General features: G+C 52.3%; 14 protein-coding genes. 6 read left to right on the forward strand and 8 right to left on the reverse strand.

Annotation, left to right across the window (positions count from 1 at the left end):
- Nucleotides 1-139 precede the first annotated feature (139 nt).
- A complete protein-coding gene (locus tag HV237_RS15395) occupies nucleotides 140-1,900 on the forward strand; it encodes a Lon protease family protein (protein ID WP_016156136.1) in 1,761 nt (586 codons plus the stop codon).
- 68 nt (nucleotides 1,901-1,968) lie between these two features.
- Nucleotides 1,969-2,487, forward strand: a complete 519-nt coding sequence (gene fabA / locus HV237_RS15400) for a bifunctional 3-hydroxydecanoyl-ACP dehydratase/trans-2-decenoyl-ACP isomerase (protein WP_003035875.1) — start codon at nucleotides 1,969-1,971, stop codon at nucleotides 2,485-2,487.
- A gap of 107 nt (nucleotides 2,488-2,594) precedes the next feature.
- Here the strand turns inward: fabA and rmf are convergent, their stop codons facing one another.
- From rmf to rlmKL, 6 genes are all read right to left on the reverse strand, one after another.
- A complete protein-coding gene (gene rmf, locus HV237_RS15405) occupies nucleotides 2,595-2,762 on the reverse strand; it encodes a ribosome modulation factor (RefSeq protein ID WP_003035871.1) in 168 nt (55 codons plus the stop codon).
- A 257-nt stretch (nucleotides 2,763-3,019) separates the two neighbouring features.
- Nucleotides 3,020-3,583 (reverse strand): membrane integrity-associated transporter subunit PqiC, encoded by a 564-nt coding sequence (pqiC, locus tag HV237_RS15410; protein WP_047359369.1) that lies wholly within the window; start codon nucleotides 3,581-3,583, stop codon nucleotides 3,020-3,022.
- Entirely contained in the window at nucleotides 3,580-5,220 is a 1,641-nt protein-coding gene (gene pqiB / locus HV237_RS15415; protein WP_003836843.1) for an intermembrane transport protein PqiB, read from the reverse strand. Before pqiB ends, pqiC begins: the two co-directional genes overlap by 4 nt.
- Nucleotides 5,221-5,224: 4 nt before the next feature.
- Nucleotides 5,225-6,472, reverse strand: coding sequence for a membrane integrity-associated transporter subunit PqiA (pqiA, locus tag HV237_RS15420; RefSeq protein WP_016152477.1), 1,248 nt, complete (start codon nucleotides 6,470-6,472; stop codon nucleotides 5,225-5,227).
- Nucleotides 6,473-6,487: 15 nt separating this feature from the next.
- Nucleotides 6,488-8,395 carry an ABC transporter ATP-binding protein gene (locus tag HV237_RS15425; RefSeq protein ID WP_016152476.1) on the reverse strand — a complete coding sequence of 636 codons (1,908 nt, stop codon included), beginning with the start codon at nucleotides 8,393-8,395 and terminating at the stop codon, nucleotides 6,488-6,490.
- Nucleotides 8,396-8,407: 12 nt separating this feature from the next.
- Nucleotides 8,408-10,516 (reverse strand): bifunctional 23S rRNA (guanine(2069)-N(7))-methyltransferase RlmK/23S rRNA (guanine(2445)-N(2))-methyltransferase RlmL, encoded by a 2,109-nt coding sequence (rlmKL, locus tag HV237_RS15430; protein ID WP_047359370.1) that lies wholly within the window; start codon nucleotides 10,514-10,516, stop codon nucleotides 8,408-8,410.
- 98 nt (nucleotides 10,517-10,614) lie between these two features.
- Here rlmKL and HV237_RS15435 point away from each other — a divergent pair, with 98 nt between their 5' ends.
- Nucleotides 10,615-11,721 (forward strand): YcbX family protein, encoded by a 1,107-nt coding sequence (locus HV237_RS15435; protein WP_047359371.1) that lies wholly within the window; start codon nucleotides 10,615-10,617, stop codon nucleotides 11,719-11,721.
- On the opposite strand, the gene zapC is transcribed toward HV237_RS15435, so the two are convergent.
- On the reverse strand, nucleotides 11,718-12,260 hold the full coding sequence (gene zapC, locus HV237_RS15440) for a cell division protein ZapC (protein ID WP_016152473.1): 543 nt from the start codon (nucleotides 12,258-12,260) through the stop codon (nucleotides 11,718-11,720). The genes HV237_RS15435 and zapC overlap by 4 nt on opposite strands.
- A gap of 165 nt (nucleotides 12,261-12,425) precedes the next feature.
- Complete coding sequence (gene pyrD / locus HV237_RS15445) at nucleotides 12,426-13,436, reverse strand: quinone-dependent dihydroorotate dehydrogenase (RefSeq protein ID WP_016152472.1); 1,011 nt, start codon at nucleotides 13,434-13,436, stop codon at nucleotides 12,426-12,428.
- 242 nt (nucleotides 13,437-13,678) lie between these two features.
- On the opposite strand from pyrD, the gene ssuE reads away from it, so the two are divergent.
- From ssuE to ssuD, 3 genes are read left to right on the forward strand one after another with little or no spacing between them, the layout of a single operon-like run.
- Nucleotides 13,679-14,254, forward strand: a complete 576-nt coding sequence (ssuE, locus tag HV237_RS15450; protein WP_016152471.1) for an NADPH-dependent FMN reductase — start codon at nucleotides 13,679-13,681, stop codon at nucleotides 14,252-14,254.
- Nucleotides 14,247-15,221 (forward strand): sulfonate ABC transporter substrate-binding protein, encoded by a 975-nt coding sequence (locus HV237_RS15455; protein WP_047359372.1) that lies wholly within the window; start codon nucleotides 14,247-14,249, stop codon nucleotides 15,219-15,221. The genes ssuE and HV237_RS15455 overlap by 8 nt, the downstream gene beginning before the upstream one ends.
- Nucleotides 15,218-16,363: an FMNH2-dependent alkanesulfonate monooxygenase gene (gene ssuD / locus HV237_RS15460; protein ID WP_047359373.1), complete on the forward strand. Its 1,146-nt coding sequence runs from the start codon at nucleotides 15,218-15,220 to the stop codon at nucleotides 16,361-16,363. The genes HV237_RS15455 and ssuD overlap by 4 nt, the downstream gene beginning before the upstream one ends.
- Nucleotides 16,364-16,371: the final 8 nt, after the last annotated feature.

A 16,371-nucleotide genomic window follows, 5' to 3' on the forward strand; every position in this document is an offset into this window, starting at 1 on the left:
TTCGGCATCTGAAGAAAAGAATATCCAGCCTGTGAACTGTCGCGCGTCATCGCATTCGTTTCACAGCGCTTTCCACGTGTGCAGTGATGATGGTTACGGTATAATCTCGTTTTTTACAACAGACTAAAAAACATCAACTTTGACCATTACGAAACTTGCATGGCGTGATCTGGTTCCTGACACCGATAGTTATCAGGAAGTATTTGCACAGCCGCACGTCACTGACGACACCGATACCTTACTTAGTGATACTCAGCCACGTTTACAATTTGCGCTAGAGCAGCTTCTTCAGCACTGGACGACGTCTTCGTTCATGCTGGTAAAAGCGCCGGAGGAGCTTGAGTACATCAACCTTATTGCACAGGCCGCGCGGCCTCTGCACTCGGATGCCGGAAGTCTCACCGGAGGTCATTATGATATCTCCGGTCACACTATCCGCTATCGTACAGCTGAGACAGCAGAAGACAATTTTGCGACATTAACCCAGGTAGTCTGCGCTGACTGGGTTGAAGCCGAACAACTGTTTGGCTGTCTGCGTCAGTTCAACGGCGAAATTACCCTACAGCCAGGCCTTGTGCATCAGGCCAACGGTGGTGTGCTGGTTATTTCGTTGCGCACGCTACTGGCCCAACCGCTGCTGTGGATGCGCCTGAAAGCCATTGTCAGCCACGAGCGTTTTGACTGGGTAGCTTTTGATGAGTCTCGCCCGCTGCCCGTCTCCGTTCCACCTATGCCGCTTAAACTCAAAGTGGTATTAGTCGGTGAACGTGAATCACTGGCAGACTTCCAGGACATGGAGCCGGAGCTGGCTGAGCAGGCTATTTATAGCGAGTTTGAAGATAATCTGCAGATAGTGGATGCCGAAACCATGACGCAGTGGTGTCAGTGGGTAACACATACCGCTACGCGCAACAATTTGCCCTACCCGGCCCCTGATGCCTGGCAAGTGCTGATCCGTGAAGCCGTTCGTTATACCGGCGAACAGGATACATTGCCGCTTAACCCGCTGTGGATCACCCGTCAGTTCAAAGAAGTGGCCCCGTTATGCGAGGGCGAAACCTGCAACGCTGAGCAGTTCAGCCTGATGCTAACCCAGCGTGAATGGCGGGAAGGTTTCCTCGCCGAACGAATGCAGGATGAGATCCTGCAGGAACAGATCCTGATCGAGACGGAAGGCGAGCGTATTGGCCAAATCAACGCCCTGTCGGTGATTGAATTTCCTGGTCACCCCCGCGCGTTTGGTGAGCCTTCTCGTATCAGCTGTGTGGTTCATATTGGCGACGGCGAATTTACGGATATTGAGCGCAAAGCCGAGCTTGGCGGAAATATTCATGCGAAGGGTATGATGATTATGCAGGCGTTCCTGATGTCGGAACTCCAGCTTGAACAGCAAATCCCCTTCTCTGCCTCGCTGACCTTTGAGCAATCCTACAGCGAAGTGGACGGCGACAGCGCGTCCATGGCAGAACTTTGCGCATTGATTAGCGCCCTCGCCGACGTTCCTGTTAATCAAAGCATCGCCATTACCGGTTCTGTCGATCAGTTTGGTCGGGCACAACCTGTTGGTGGTCTGAACGAGAAAATTGAAGGCTTCTTCGCCATCTGTCAGCAGCGTGAGCTGACAGGCACACAGGGCGTTATCATTCCTTCAGCGAATGTCAGACACCTGAGCCTGCAGCCCGCTCTGCTACAGGCCGTAGAAGAAGAAAAATTCACTATCTGGGCGGTGGACGACGTGACCGATGCGCTGCCACTGTTATTAAATCTGGTGTGGGATGGTGAAGGCCAGACAACGCTGATGCAAACTATCCAGGAGCGTATTGCTACGGCAACGCAGCAGGAAGGTCGTCACCGTTTTCCCTGGCCGCTACGTTGGCTGAACTGGATTATTCCGAACTGATCGGACTTGTTCAGCGTACACGTGTTAGCTATCCTGCGTGCTTCAATAAAATAAGGCTTACAGAGAACATGGTAGATAAACGCGAATCCTATACAAAAGAAGACCTTCTTGCCTCTGGTCGCGGTGAGCTGTTTGGCGCAAAAGGGCCACAACTGCCTGCACCAAGCATGCTGATGATGGACCGTGTCATCAAGATGACCGAAACCGGCGGCAACTTTGACAAAGGTTATGTTGAAGCTGAACTGGATATCAACCCGGACCTGTGGTTCTTTGGATGCCACTTTATCGGCGATCCGGTGATGCCGGGCTGCCTGGGTCTGGATGCCATGTGGCAGCTGGTTGGATTCTATCTCGGCTGGCTGGGCGGCGAAGGTAAAGGCCGCGCACTGGGCGTAGGCGAAGTTAAATTCACCGGCCAGGTTCTGCCGACTGCAAAGAAAGTGACTTATCGCATTCACTTCAAACGCATCGTTAATCGTCGCCTGATCATGGGCCTGGCTGATGGTGAAGTGCTGGTTGATGGTCGTCTGATCTATACCGCAAACGATCTGAAAGTGGGTCTGTTCCAGGACACTTCCGCGTTCTAATCCCGGTCAGCGTAGCAGCCAGACATTAACGTTTATTCGTCTTGTCTGGTGGGCAAAAAGGCGAAACCTCCGCTCTGCGGAGGTTTCTTTTATCTAAAGAGACAGAATCAGGCCATTAAAACCCTATCCCCCATGGCTTCTCGCCAGCCTCCCAGCCAGTATGACCTCTGATTCAGCGTCTGATAGGGACACATTTCTTTTGAGCGTCCGGCAATGCCGGCCTGATATCCACGTTGATGTGCCCGTTCCAGGCGATCTCGTTTTTGTCTCTTCATGCCTCGTTTCCCTCATCTTTGGGTCTGGTGGAAAAGAAAACAGTGATTACTAAGTGTGCAATCACACTAAAACGAATACCCCTAAACATCAGGCTCGTCAATGCGCAAAATTCACGCCAGTGTCATATTTGTGAGCTACCCGCAAAATCATTTGTACAAAAATAGTCTGTCAGAACAGCTATCTCCACGGCTAAAAAAATAAAAAAAACCGCCCCGGGCAATGAACCAGGGGCGGCATAATTTACAATTATTTAAGCTTAAGGGATGCGTTTCAGCTCTTGAGCCATTGCCGTCGCTTCCTGGCTCCAGGCGTTGGCCAGAACCTTCACCATCTCATCGTAGCCGTCTTTAGTCTGTACAGCTTCGATGTGGAATGGACGCTTGATCAACTGCCCCTGGTGATTCAGCAGCCATTCACCGCTCACGATGACCTTACCATCGTACCGACCGTGGAAGCCGGTCACGGTGACGTTCAACGTGTCCTGAGTGCTTCCTAGCGGCTGCGAAGCGACAACCCAGCCAGGCAACTGCATACTGAGGTTCGTAACCAGGGTATTGCGCAATTGCTGATCTAATGGGCTGGCCCAGAGATTATTATTCGCTATCACATATTGCACATCGCTGGTCTGGTAAACCACCCCATTACCCGCCAGATAGTCCGGGACCGCAATCTGTTCAACCCACAGCAGACGGTTACCCTGGTTAGCTGAGCTCTGTACGCCCCCTTGCGCGATAGGGAGCTGGTAATAGCTTTTATTTTCTCCGCTGGAGCTGCATGACGTCAGCCAGACCGCCATCATCACCACTAGCCACTTTTTCATTGTTTCGCCCTCTTCGGCTCTGGATCTTTTTTGTCCTTCGCTTCAAATACCAGCGCATTGCTCTTATCGTTCAACGTTTTCAGTACCGGTTGCAGTTCTCGCAGCACCTGATCAAGACGCTGCATATCCGCCACCATCTTGTTGTAGGCGGCGGACCCCGGCTGGAAGCCCTGCATACTACGGTTCAGTTCGCGCAGCGTGTTCTGCATATCCGCCGGAAGATCCTGCATCGACTGACTGGACGTGATCTTATTCATGTTGTCCAGCGTGGTTTGCAGATGCTTCATCGTACGCTGGCTTTCCGACAACGTATTGGTCGCCTGCTCAATCATCGGGTTCAACGGCAGATTGTTAATCTTATCCAGCGCTTCCATCAGTCGCTGCTGGATCTGCGCCAGACCACCGCTCACGGTCGGAATAATTTGATAACCGTTAAATTCGCGCACACCGGTAATCGGCGGTTCTTTCGGGTAGAAGTCGAGATCGACATACAGAGCGCCAGTCACCAGGTTCCCGGTTTTCAGCGATGCCCGTAAGCCGCGTTTAAGCAATTCTGCCAGATGAGCGCCAACATCAGTATCTTCTCCCAGCTGTGCCTTCAGACGTTCTGGTTCGATACGTACCAGCACCGGAATGCGGTAATCATTGTTGAAGACCTGACGCATATTCGGTGAGAAGAAAGGTACTTTACTTACCGTACCCAAACGGATGCCACGGAATTCCAGTGGCGCGCCAGGCTGCAGGCCACGAATTGAATCTTTAAAGAACATCAGGTAATCAATATGATCGGTATACAGTGAATCCTGAATACTTTTTTGGTCGTCATAGAGATTAAACGCAGACTGTTGTGCGACCGGTTCGCCTTGTTCCAGCCCTTCTGGCACATCAAAACTTACGCCACCGCCAAACAGCGTGGAGAGAGATCCCATTTCCACGCGCATACCTGCCGAAGTAAGATCCACGGCGATCCCACTGTCCTTCCAGAAACGCACATTGCTGGTCACCAGACGATCGTTAGGCGCATTGATAAATAGCTGATAGCTAATCGTACGCTTTTGCGCATCAAATGTGCTGGTTTCAACCGAACCTACACGATAACCACGGAACAGAACCGGGTCGCCCGGGCTCAGCTGACCGGCTTTTTTGCTGTCCAGAATCACACGGATCCCTTTCGCATCTGGCGGCGCCAGCGGCGGTGAATCCAGCAGTTGGTAATTTTCCAGCTTGCTGCCTTTATTGCCAGGCTGCAGTTCAATATAAGCCCCGGACAATAGCGTGCCGAGCCCACTGATACCTTCACGCCCAACCTGCGGCTTCACCACCCAAAAGACAGAATCTTTATGCAGCAGCTTTTCCATTCCGGAGTTAAGACGAGCTTTAATTTCCACATGGGTCAAATCATCAGTCAGGGTTGCGCTCTCGACGATACCGACATCCACGCTGCGGCTCTTAATCGTCGTTTTGCCCCCTTCAATACCTTCGGCATTGGTGGTAATCAGCGTGACTTGTGGCCCCTGATGACTGTAGTGATAAAACAGGACCCACGCGCCAATGAGGGCAGTGACTATAGGGAATATCCACACGGGCGACCAGTTTTTTACCTTTTGCACTTTGGCTTCCCCACTTTTAGATTCCATGCTGTCAGGACTCCTCATGATCTGGTTCACGGTCCCACGACAGACGGGGATCAAATGTCATCGCAGAAAACATTGTCATAATGACGACTAAAGCAAACATCAAAGCACCCATTGCAGGATAAATGTTCATTAACCCTCCCATGCGCACCAGCGCAGAGAGTACGGCAATTACAAAAACGTCGATCATTGACCAGCGACCGACAAATTCTACAACCTCGTAAATTAAATGCATTCGTTCACTGTCGCGTTTGCCGTGCCCTTTGGCATCCCAACACAGCCAGGCAATGGCGATCATTTTCAACGTCGGCACCATAATACTGGCGATAAAGATAACCGCAGCCACCGGGTAAGAGCCTTCGCTCCAGATTAAAACCACGCCCTCGAGTATCGTTGAAGGCAGCTTTGACCCGAGCAGATCTGTGATCATGATCGGCAGAATATTGGCAGGAAGATAAAGCATGATCGACGTAAACAGTAATGCCAATGTCCATTGCAGACTGTTTTTACGCCGCACATAACCTTTCGTCTGACAGCGTGGGCATACCAGCTCGTCTGCCGGAAGAATAGCGGTGCAGCAGGAACAGGAACGCAATCCTTGTCGGATGCCGGGCACACCAGGCTTTAATTCCTGCTTAATGGCTGGCATAGGGGCAATATCATCCCACAGCCAACGGCGATCCACACACTGAAAAGCCCGCAACTGGAGCATACAAAACATGCACCACGGGATGAAGCTGCTGCCCACACCGATATCGCCGTAGGCCATCAGCTTAACAAAGCTCACCAGCACGCCCGCGAGGAAAATTTCTGCCATTCCCCAGCTTTTTAACTGAAACAAAATACGCGCCAGCCATGTTTTAAGCCGCTCAGGCATATGAACCCGATTCACCAACAGCAAAATGGTCAACAAGCAAAAAGCGGGAACCAACTGAACGAATAAGATAAAGAAGGTACCGAGGCTGGCGTAATCTTCCGAAAAGAGAACGCTGGGGATTTGCAGCAGCGTCACTTCGCTGCTCACCCCCGCAACATTCATATTCACAAAGGGAAAGAGGTTTGACAAAAGCAGCATAAATAATGCTGCTAACACATAGGCGGTAGGACGCTGCCGTGGCGCGTCCCACTCAACCGTTAACGTAGTGCCACATCGTGGACATGCCGCTTTCTGACCATGCTCAAGGCGAGGTAACGCCACCAGCATGTCACACTGCGAGCACAGAATATGCTTCGCGGCATGGTGATGTTCGCACATATGTGCTCCTTTAAATTATGCGCCGTTCTTCAAAGACTCAAGATACTCCCAGCGCTCAAAGGCTTGCTCAAGTTCTTGTTCAGCTTCGTTCAGATTAGCTAATACCTGTTGCGTTTGCTCATGCGGCTGACTGAAAAAAGCGGCGTCAGCTACCTGAGCTTGTAATGCTTCCAGTTTAGCTTCCAGTTCTTCAAGCAGCGCGGGGAGCAGCTCCAGTTCGCGCTGCAGTTTATAGCTTAGTTTGCTCGTGCTGCGTTTGACAATTTCTGCTTTAGGAGCAACGGTTTCCTCTGTTTTTTTCGCAACTGGCTGTTTAAACGCCACATACTGCGATTGCTGGCTGCGGGCATCATGATAACCGCCGACATAACGACCAATTTTACCGCCGCCTTCGAAGATCCAGCATTCGGTTACGGTATTATCCACAAACTGACGGTCGTGGCTCACCAGCAGCACGGTGCCCTGGTAGCTATCAATCAGCTCTTCAAGCAGTTCCAGCGTTTCGACGTCCAGATCGTTCGTTGGTTCATCGAGAATCAAAAGATTACTGGGTTTGAGAAAAAGACGCGCCAGCAGTAGGCGATTGCGTTCCCCACCAGAGAGCGCACGTACTGGCGTCATCGCCCGTTTCGGATGGAACAGGAAATCCTGGAGGTAGCCCAGCACATGGCGAGGTTTACCGTTAACCAGCACCTCTTGCTTACCCTCAGCAAGGTTGTCCATCACGGTTTTATCCGGATCCAGTTCGGCGCGGTGCTGATCGAAATACGCCACTTCCAGCTTCGTGCCGACGTGAATGCGTCCGCTATCAGCCTGAAGCTGACCTAACATCAGCTTCAGCAGCGTTGTTTTACCGCAGCCGTTAGGTCCAATTAGCGCAATCTTGTCGCTACGTTGCACCTGCGCGGAGAAATCTTTTACCAGTTGCTTTCCATCAACCTGGTAATCAACATTCTCCATTTCGAAGACAATCTTGCCAGAACGGCTCGCCTCTTCGACCTGCATCTTCGCCGTGCCCATCACTTCGCGACGTTCGCCACGCTCGCGACGCATGGCTTTCAGCGCCCGCACGCGGCCTTCATTACGGGTACGACGCGCTTTGATGCCCTGACGGATCCAGACTTCTTCCTGCGCCAGCTTGCGATCAAATTCCGCGTTTTGGAGATCTTCCACCCGCAGCGCTTCTTCCTTATCCAGCAGATACTGATCGTAGTTCCCCGGATAGGTCACCAGCTTGCCGCGGTCGAGATCGACAATACGCGTCGCCATATTGCGAATAAATGAACGGTCGTGGGAAATGAAAATAATTGTCCCATTGAAGGATTTCAGGAACCCTTCCAGCCAGTCGATAGTTTCAATATCCAGGTGGTTAGTTGGTTCATCCAGCAGCAGTACGCGCGGGTTGCTCACTAACGCGCGGCCCAGCGCCGCCTTACGCAGCCAGCCGCCCGAAAGCGAAGAAAGCGCGGCGTTAGGATCCAGTCCCAGTTGCGCCAGCACTTCATTAATGCGGCTTTCGAGCTGCCACAGATTATGGTGATCGAGCATTTCCTGAACCCGCGCCATTTCATTCAGGTTTCTGTCGCTGGGATCGGTCATCACCAGGCGCGAAATATCGTGATAACGCTTCAGATATTCAGCCTGTTCCTCAATACCTTCAGCAACGAAGTCATAGACGCTGCCCTCAACATTACGCGGCGGATCCTGCTGCAGACGCGCCACAACCAGGTCCTGCTCATAAATAATACGCCCGTCGTCAAGACCCTGTTCACGGTTGAGGATCTTCATCAGCGTCGACTTACCTGCGCCATTACGGCCAACCAGACAGACGCGTTCGTTATCTTCGATATGCAGTTCTGCATTATCAAGAAGCGGCGCATCGCTGAACGACAGCCATGCACCATGCATACTGATCAATGACATTTATTTATCCTTTCAGGCTGCGGTAATCAGCCAGCAATTGTGGATCTGCCGGTTACGGGCAAAATCCTGGGAAAGCGTTTTTTGGGTGATTTCTTGTGCTTTTAATCCCAGTTCAGCCAGACCGTCGAGATCCATACGGAACCCACGCTTGTTGTTGGAGAACATGATCGTACCGTCTTTACGCAGCAGACGTTTCAGATCTTTCATCAGCGCCAGATGATCGCGCTGTACATCAAAAGAGTCTTCCATACGTTTTGAGTTAGAGAACGTCGGCGGATCGATGAAAATCAGATCAAACTGTTCATTGGCATCGCGCAGCCAGCCCAGGCAATCGGCTTGAATTAAACGGTGAGCGCGACCACTCAGGCCGTTCAGCCGCAGGTTACGCTCAGCCCACTCCAGGTAGGTACGCGACATATCAACCGTCGTGGTGCTACGCGCACCGCCCAGTCCGGCATGAACGCTGGCACTGCCGGTGTAGGAGAACAGGTTAAGGAAATCCTTACCTTTACTCATCTGGCCCAGCATGCGGCGCGCAATACGGTGATCGAGGAACAAACCGGTATCAAGATAGTCTGTCAGGTTGACCCACAGGCGCGCGTTGTACTCGCTTACCTCAATGAATTCACCCTTCTCATTCATCTTCTGATACTGGTTCTTCCCTTTCTGGCGCTCACGGGTTTTCAGCACCAGTTTATTTGGCGCGATTTCCAGGACCGACAGCGTTGCGGCAATGATATCGAACAGACGTTGACGTGCTTTTTGCGCATCGACCGTCTTCGGCGGAGCGTATTCCTGAACCACGACCCACTCACCGTAACGATCCACTGCAACGTTGTATTCCGGCAGGTCAGCATCATACAGGCGATAGCATTCAATTCCTTCCTGACGCGCCCATTTTTCCAGCTTCTTGATATTCTTGCGCAGGCGGTTGGCATAATCTTCCGCGACCGTGGCTGGCTTGCTGTCCGCAGTGGTCTCTGCAACGTGATAGTTTTTCTGTACGCAATCCAGCGGACCGTTTTTCGCTTTGAACTGCTTATCAGCACGCAATTGCAGGCTGCTGAGCAAATCCGGAGAGGCGCTGAACAGCGACAAATTCCAGCCGCCAAACTGGTTTTTCATCGTACGGCCCAGCAAGCTATGCAGGGCAATCAGCGCCGGTTCGCTATCCAGACGTTCGCCGTAGGGCGGGTTACTGATCACCGTACCATACGGTCCCTTCGGCAGTGGATTACTCAGTTTGGCGACATCTTTAACGTCAAATGTCATCAGGTCGGCAATACCTGCGCGACGGGCGTTACTACGCGCTTTTTCAATCACGCGCGCATCGTTGTCGGAGCCATAGAAGTGCGAAGTATAGTCAGCAAGCCCCTTACGCGCACGCACCTGAGCTTCGGCTTTAACCTCTTGCCAGACGGCTTCATCGTGCTGTGCCCAACCGCTAAAGCCCCAGTACCCGCGGTGCAGGCCCGGCGCGCGATCGGTTGCCCACATCGCCGCTTCAATCAGTAGCGTGCCGGAGCCGCACATCGGATCGAGTAACGGTGTGCCCGGCTGCCAGCCAGAACGCATAACAATAGCGGCGGCCAGCGTCTCTTTAATCGGCGCCTGACCCGCGCGATCGCGATAACCGCGCTGATGCAAACCGTCACCGCTCAGATCGAGCGCAATGCTGGCGGTATCTTTGTTCAACCAGACATTGATTCGCAGATCCGGAGATTCACGATCCACATTCGGACGCGGCAGATTTTTGCGGGTAAAGGCATCGACAATCGCATCCTTGACCTTCAACGCGCCGTACTGGCTGTTACGAATGGTCTCGTTCAGGCCGCTAAAATGGACGGCAAACGTAGCACCAGGATTAAATATCTCTGTCCAGTCGATTGCCTGAACGCCGAGGTACAGATCAAGATCGCTGTAGACCTTGCACTCTCCCATCGGCAGGATAATGCGCGAGGCCAGGCGGCTCCACATCAGGCTCTGGTAAACAAGCCGCGTGTCGCCCTTAAAATGGACCCCACCCTGAACGACCTGACACTCCAGCGCGCCGAGGTTTTCCAGTTCAGTTTTTAACAGCTCTTCCAGCCCACGGGCCGTACTGGCAAACAGAGAATTCATAATGTCACTTTTACTCCTAGAAAATTGCTGCGCATTATAGCTAATATGGGCTGTATGTCATAAAGTTGAAGGCTTATTTTCGTTCAAGGGGCTGTGCAGTGGTAACGTTGACCCGACTTTTTATTCATCCGGTTAAATCAATGCGTGGAATTGGACTCACGCACGCCCTGGCAGACGTGAGCGGTCTCGCCCTGGATCGTATATTTATGATTACCGAACCCGACGGGACGTTCATTACCGCCCGACAGTTCCCGCAAATGGTCCGCTTTACCCCTTCCCCTTTCCACGATGGACTTCATCTTACAGCTCCAGACGGCAGCAGCGCGCTCGTGCGATTCGCAGACTTCGCCACCCAGGATGCGCCGACTGAAGTGTGGGGAAACCATTTTACCGCGCGTATTGCGCCAGCGGCTATCAACCTGTGGCTGAGCGGCTTTTTCTCCCGTGACGTGCAGTTGCGCTGGGTGGGTCCGCAACTAACACGCCGGGTGAAGCGCCACGCTGATGTTCCGTTGTCCTTCGCCGATGGTTATCCCTACCTGCTGGCCAACGAAGCATCTCTGCGCGATGTGCAACAGCGCTGTCCGGCAAGCGTCAAAATGGAACAGTTTCGCCCCAATCTGGTGGTTGCGGGGGCTGATGCCTGGGCAGAAGACACCTGGAAAGTGATTCGAATTGGCGACGTCATTTTTGATGTGGCAAAACCCTGTAGCCGCTGCATTTTCACTACCGTTAGTCCAGAAAAAGGCCAGAAACATCCGTCTGGCGAGCCGCTCGCCACGCTGCAAACCTTCCGGACAGCGGTGGACAACGGCGACGTCGATTTCGGCCAGAATCTTATCGCACGCAACAGTGGCGTTATTCGCGTCGGCGATGAGGTAGAGATTTTGGCAACCGGTCCCGCCAGAGCTTACGGTGCGGCGGAGCCAGATGATACCGCACTGGAACAACAACCCGATGCCACGGTACTTATTGACTGGCAGGGACAGACCTTTCGCGGAAATAATCAGCAGGTATTGCTTGAACAGCTGGAAAACCAGGGTATCAGGGTGCCCTATTCATGCCGGGCAGGAATTTGCGGATGCTGTCGAATTCGACTGTTGGAAGGCGAAGTTAGTCCGCTGAAAAAATCAGCGATTGGGGATGACGGGACGATTCTGTGCTGCAGTTGCGTTCCCAAAACGACAATCAGGCTGGAGAGTTAAACCGCCTGCTCAAGGCTGAAACTGTCGGCAATAACCTGCGGTTTCAGTCGGTCATTCATTATTTTAATCGCGTCGCCAAGTTGCATTGTGCGCCCGGCAATAACCACACCAGGTTGTGCAAGCAGACAAAGCGCGGCATTTTCACCCGGTTCAACCACTAACAGGTTTACCTGTTCATCCGTATCGCTTAAATCCACACAAGCAGCATCCCCCACGACTGGCGACCAGTTAATACCGTGTGCGACAAAGTGCCAGCTTTTTGGCATTTGCGGTTTAAGGTAACGAATCGCCACCAGCGCATTAAGCACCAGTTCCGCCTTTTGCTCTTTGGCTAAATCCAGGTAGCGACATTTTTCTTCAAAGGAAAAATAAAGCGCGGCGTCATCAACACAAAAACCCGACGGAGAAAATGCATCCGGAGTGAGCATTTTACGAGCAAAACGCGAACGGAATAACATGCCATTGGCTAAATCGAGCATCATACGATCGTGCTCTTCATCATAATACCAGCGCCAGTTATCGTCGGGTTTAATTCGCATCAGTTTCTCTCCTTTCCTTAATCATCACCATTACGACAGTATCCTTTTGCCGCTTCGTTTATTGCCTTAATAATAAAAGCTCAGAATGTTTAAATAAGCAACAGTAAAGGAATATAAAACAACCAGGGCCAGAAATAAAGCCCTGGATTGTGATTAAGGTAGCATTCAGATATTGGTGACGATTTCTTTAATCAACGGTGGGCCTTTAAAAATAAAGCCCGAATAAATCTGTACCAGGGAAGCACCAGCAGCTATTTTCTCACGCGCCGCGATTACTGAGTCGATACCACCAACCCCAATAATCGGCAGCTGACCTTTTAATTCCTGAGACAACTGGCGAATAATTTCTGTACTTTTTAATTGTAACGGTCGACCGCTCAGGCCACCCATTTGATCGCAATTTTTCATTCCCTGAACGAGAGAACGATCGAGAGTGGTGTTAGTCGCAATTACGCCATCAATATTATGACGAACTAAACTGTCAGCAACCTGGATCAGTTCTTCCACAGAAAGATCCGGTGCGATCTTAACCGCCACTGGAACATATTTATGGTGGATCGCTTGCAGATCATTTTGCTTATTTTTAATTGCCGTCAGAAGATCATCCAGCGCCTCACCATATTGCAGCGTACGTAATCCCGGCGTATTCGGTGAAGAGATATTAATCGCGATATAACCAGCATAAGCATAGACTTTTTCCATACAAATCAGATAGTCATCTTTGCCGTTCTCTACCGGAGTATCTTTATTCTTACCAATATTAATCCCCAGAATACCGTCAAAATGCGATTTTTTAACGTTCTCAACCAGGTTATCAACCCCCAGGTTATTAAACCCCATGCGGTTGATCAAACCTTCTGCATCGACCAGACGAAACAGACGTGGTTTATCATTACCCGGCTGAGGACGCGGCGTCACGGTACCAATCTCAATGGAACCAAATCCCATCGCGCCGAGCGCATCAATGCACTCCCCGTCTTTATCCAGTCCGGCAGCAAGCCCGAGTGGATTTTTAAACGTCAGCCCCATACAGGTAACCGGTTTTGCGGGTACTTTCTGGCGGACAAGCGCTTCGAGCGGCGTGCCGGTAATGCGACGTAATTGCTGGAATGTCAATTCATGAGCGCGCTCTGGATCGAGCTGGAAAAGGGCTTTACGAACGAAGGGGTAGTACATGAACTCTCCTGGATTCCCGGTGTGCAAACCGGGGGCGTATTATGTGCGATCGCGAGCAAAAAGGGAATTGACCTGCGGCAATAAATAGCAATCGTTTTCCTGCTTCCTCCTTTTTATTCATTTTTCAACTTTTCTATCCCGTATAAATCATTTCGATAAACAAAGTCTCTCTGCCAGACTGCACAAATTGTTATCAATGTTAATCAAAAGCAAACAGTTGGTTATAAGGGGAGAATAAAATTATGCGCGTCATCACTCTGGCGGGAAGCCCACGCTTTCCCTCTCGCTCCAGCGCGTTACTGGAATATGCCCGAGAAAAATTGAACGGCCAGGATGTCGAAGTCTTTCACTGGAACCTGCACAACTTTGCCCCGGAAGACCTGATCTATGCCCGTTTTGACAGTCCGGCGCTGAAGACATTTATCGAACAACTACAGGATGCTGACGGGCTGATTGTCGCAACGCCGGTCTACAAAGCCGCTTACTCTGGCGCACTGAAAACGCTGCTCGATCTGCTCCCCGAGCGGGCGCTGGAAGGAAAAGTGGTTTTGCCGCTGGCGACCGGCGGCAGCGTGGCGCATTTACTGGCCGTCGATTACGCGCTGAAACCGGTGCTGAGCGCGTTAAAGGCTCAGGAGATCCTGCACGGCGTGTTTGCCGATGATTCACAGGTCATCGACTATCAGCATAAACCGCAGTTTACGCCCAACCTGCAGCAGCGCCTGGACAGTGCGCTCGACACTTTCTGGCTGGCGTTGCATCGTCGCGATCTCCAACTCCCGCAACTGAACGCCCTGCGAGGTGCCGCCCATGCTTAATCTGCTCAAGCGTCACACCCCATGGCTGGCATTAACCGGGCTGCTGTCACTGTCATCCTTGGTGCATGCCGCAGAATCGGCTCCGGATGCCCTGCGCATTGGGTATCAGAAAGGAAGCGTCAGCATGGTGCTGGCAAAAAGTCATCAGCTACTGGAGAAACGCTACCCACAGACCAAAATCTCGTGGATTGAGTTCCCGGCTGGACCACAAATGCTGGAAGCACTCAATATCGGCAGTATCGATCTCGGCAGTACCGGTGACATTCCGCCAATTTTCGCCCAGGCCGCCGGAGCCGATCTGGTTTATGTGGGCGTCGAACCACCCAAACCGAAAGCCGAAGTGATTCTGGTGCCGAAAAATAGCCCGATCCAGAGCGTTGCGCAGCTCAAAGGGCATAAAGTCGCCTTCCAGAAAGGTTCCAGCGCCCACAATTTACTGCTCCGGGCGCTGCAACAGGCAGGGTTGAAATTTACCGATATTCAACCGACTTACCTGCCCCCCGCCGATGCGCGAGCGGCCTTCCAGCAAGGAAACGTCGATGCGTGGGCTATCTGGGATCCCTACTATTCGGCCGCATTACTGCAAGGTGATGTGCGCGTGCTGAAAGACGGCTCAGACCTCAAGCAGACCGGTTCGTTTTATCTCGCTGCACGTCCTTATGCCGAAAAAAATAGCGCTTTTGTTCTTGGCGTGCTGGATACCTTTAGCCAGGCGGATGCGTTAACTCTCAGCCAACGCCAGCAAAGCATTACTCTACTGGCTAAAACCATGGGCCTGCCCGAGCCGGTAATTGCGTCTTATCTGGATCACCGTCCGCCAACCACCATTACGCCCGTCAGCGCCTCGGTTGCCGCCCTACAACAACAAACCGCCGATCTGTTTTATGACAACCGTCTGGTGCCGAAAAAAATCGATATTCGCCAGCGTATCTGGCAACCCACTCAGCAGGCAGGAGAAAAATTATGAGTCTGAACATGTTCTGGTTTTTACCCACCCACGGTGACGGTCATTATCTGGGGACGGAAGAAGGTTCGCGCCCGGTCGATCACGGTTATTTGCAACAAATTGCGCAAACAGCCGATCGTCTGGGATTTACTGGCGTTCTGATCCCAACCGGTCGCTCCTGTGAAGATGCCTGGCTGGTCGCCGCGTCGATGATCCCGGTCACCCAGCGATTAAAGTTTCTGGTCGCGCTACGTCCAAGCGTAACCTCGCCGACGGTCGCCGCCCGCCAGGCCGCGACGCTCGACAGACTCTCTAACGGCCGGGCGTTATTCAACCTGGTAACCGGCAGCGATCCACAAGAGCTGGCGGGTGACGGCGTGTTCCTTGATCACACCGAGCGCTATGAAGCCTCTGCTGAATTCACTCAGGTCTGGCGGCGTTTGCTGCAAGGTGAAACCGTGGATTTCAACGGCAAACACATTCATGTCCGCGGGGCGAAACTGTTTTTCCCTCCTGTACAACAACCCCGGCCACCGCTTTATTTCGGCGGTTCGTCTGATGTTGCACAAGATCTTGCTGCCGAGCAGGTTGATCTCTATCTGACCTGGGGCGAGCCGCCTGAACAGGTGAAAGAGAAGATTGAACAGGTGCGGACCAAAGCGGCGGCGCTCGGGCGCAAGATCCGCTTTGGTATTCGTCTGCATGTGATCGTCCGGGAGACAACGCAAGAGGCGTGGCAGGCAGCGGATCGTCTGATAGCCCATCTGGATGACGACACCATTGCCAAAGCCCAGGCCGCCTTCTCAAGAACGGATTCGGTTGGTCAGCAGCGAATGGCTGCACTGCACAACGGTAAACGCGACAAACTGGAAATCAGCCCGAACCTGTGGGCAGGAGTAGGACTGGTGCGCGGTGGCGCGGGTACCGCGCTGGTCGGAGATGGTCCGACGGTCGCGGCGCGTATCAACGAGTATGCCGCACTGGGAATCGACAGTTTTGTGTTGTCCGGGTATCCACATCTGGAAGAGGCATACAAGGTTGGCGAGCTGCTGTTCCCACATCTGGATGTCGCTATACCAGAAATTCCGCAGCCGCAGCGCCAGCATCAACAAGGTGAAGCGGTGGCAAACGAATTTATCCCACGCAAAATCGCGCAAAGCTAAGGAGCCTG

It is taken from the genome of Citrobacter sp. RHBSTW-00570 (assembly GCF_013739755.1).
Lineage (GTDB): Bacteria > Pseudomonadota > Gammaproteobacteria > Enterobacterales > Enterobacteriaceae > Citrobacter > Citrobacter braakii.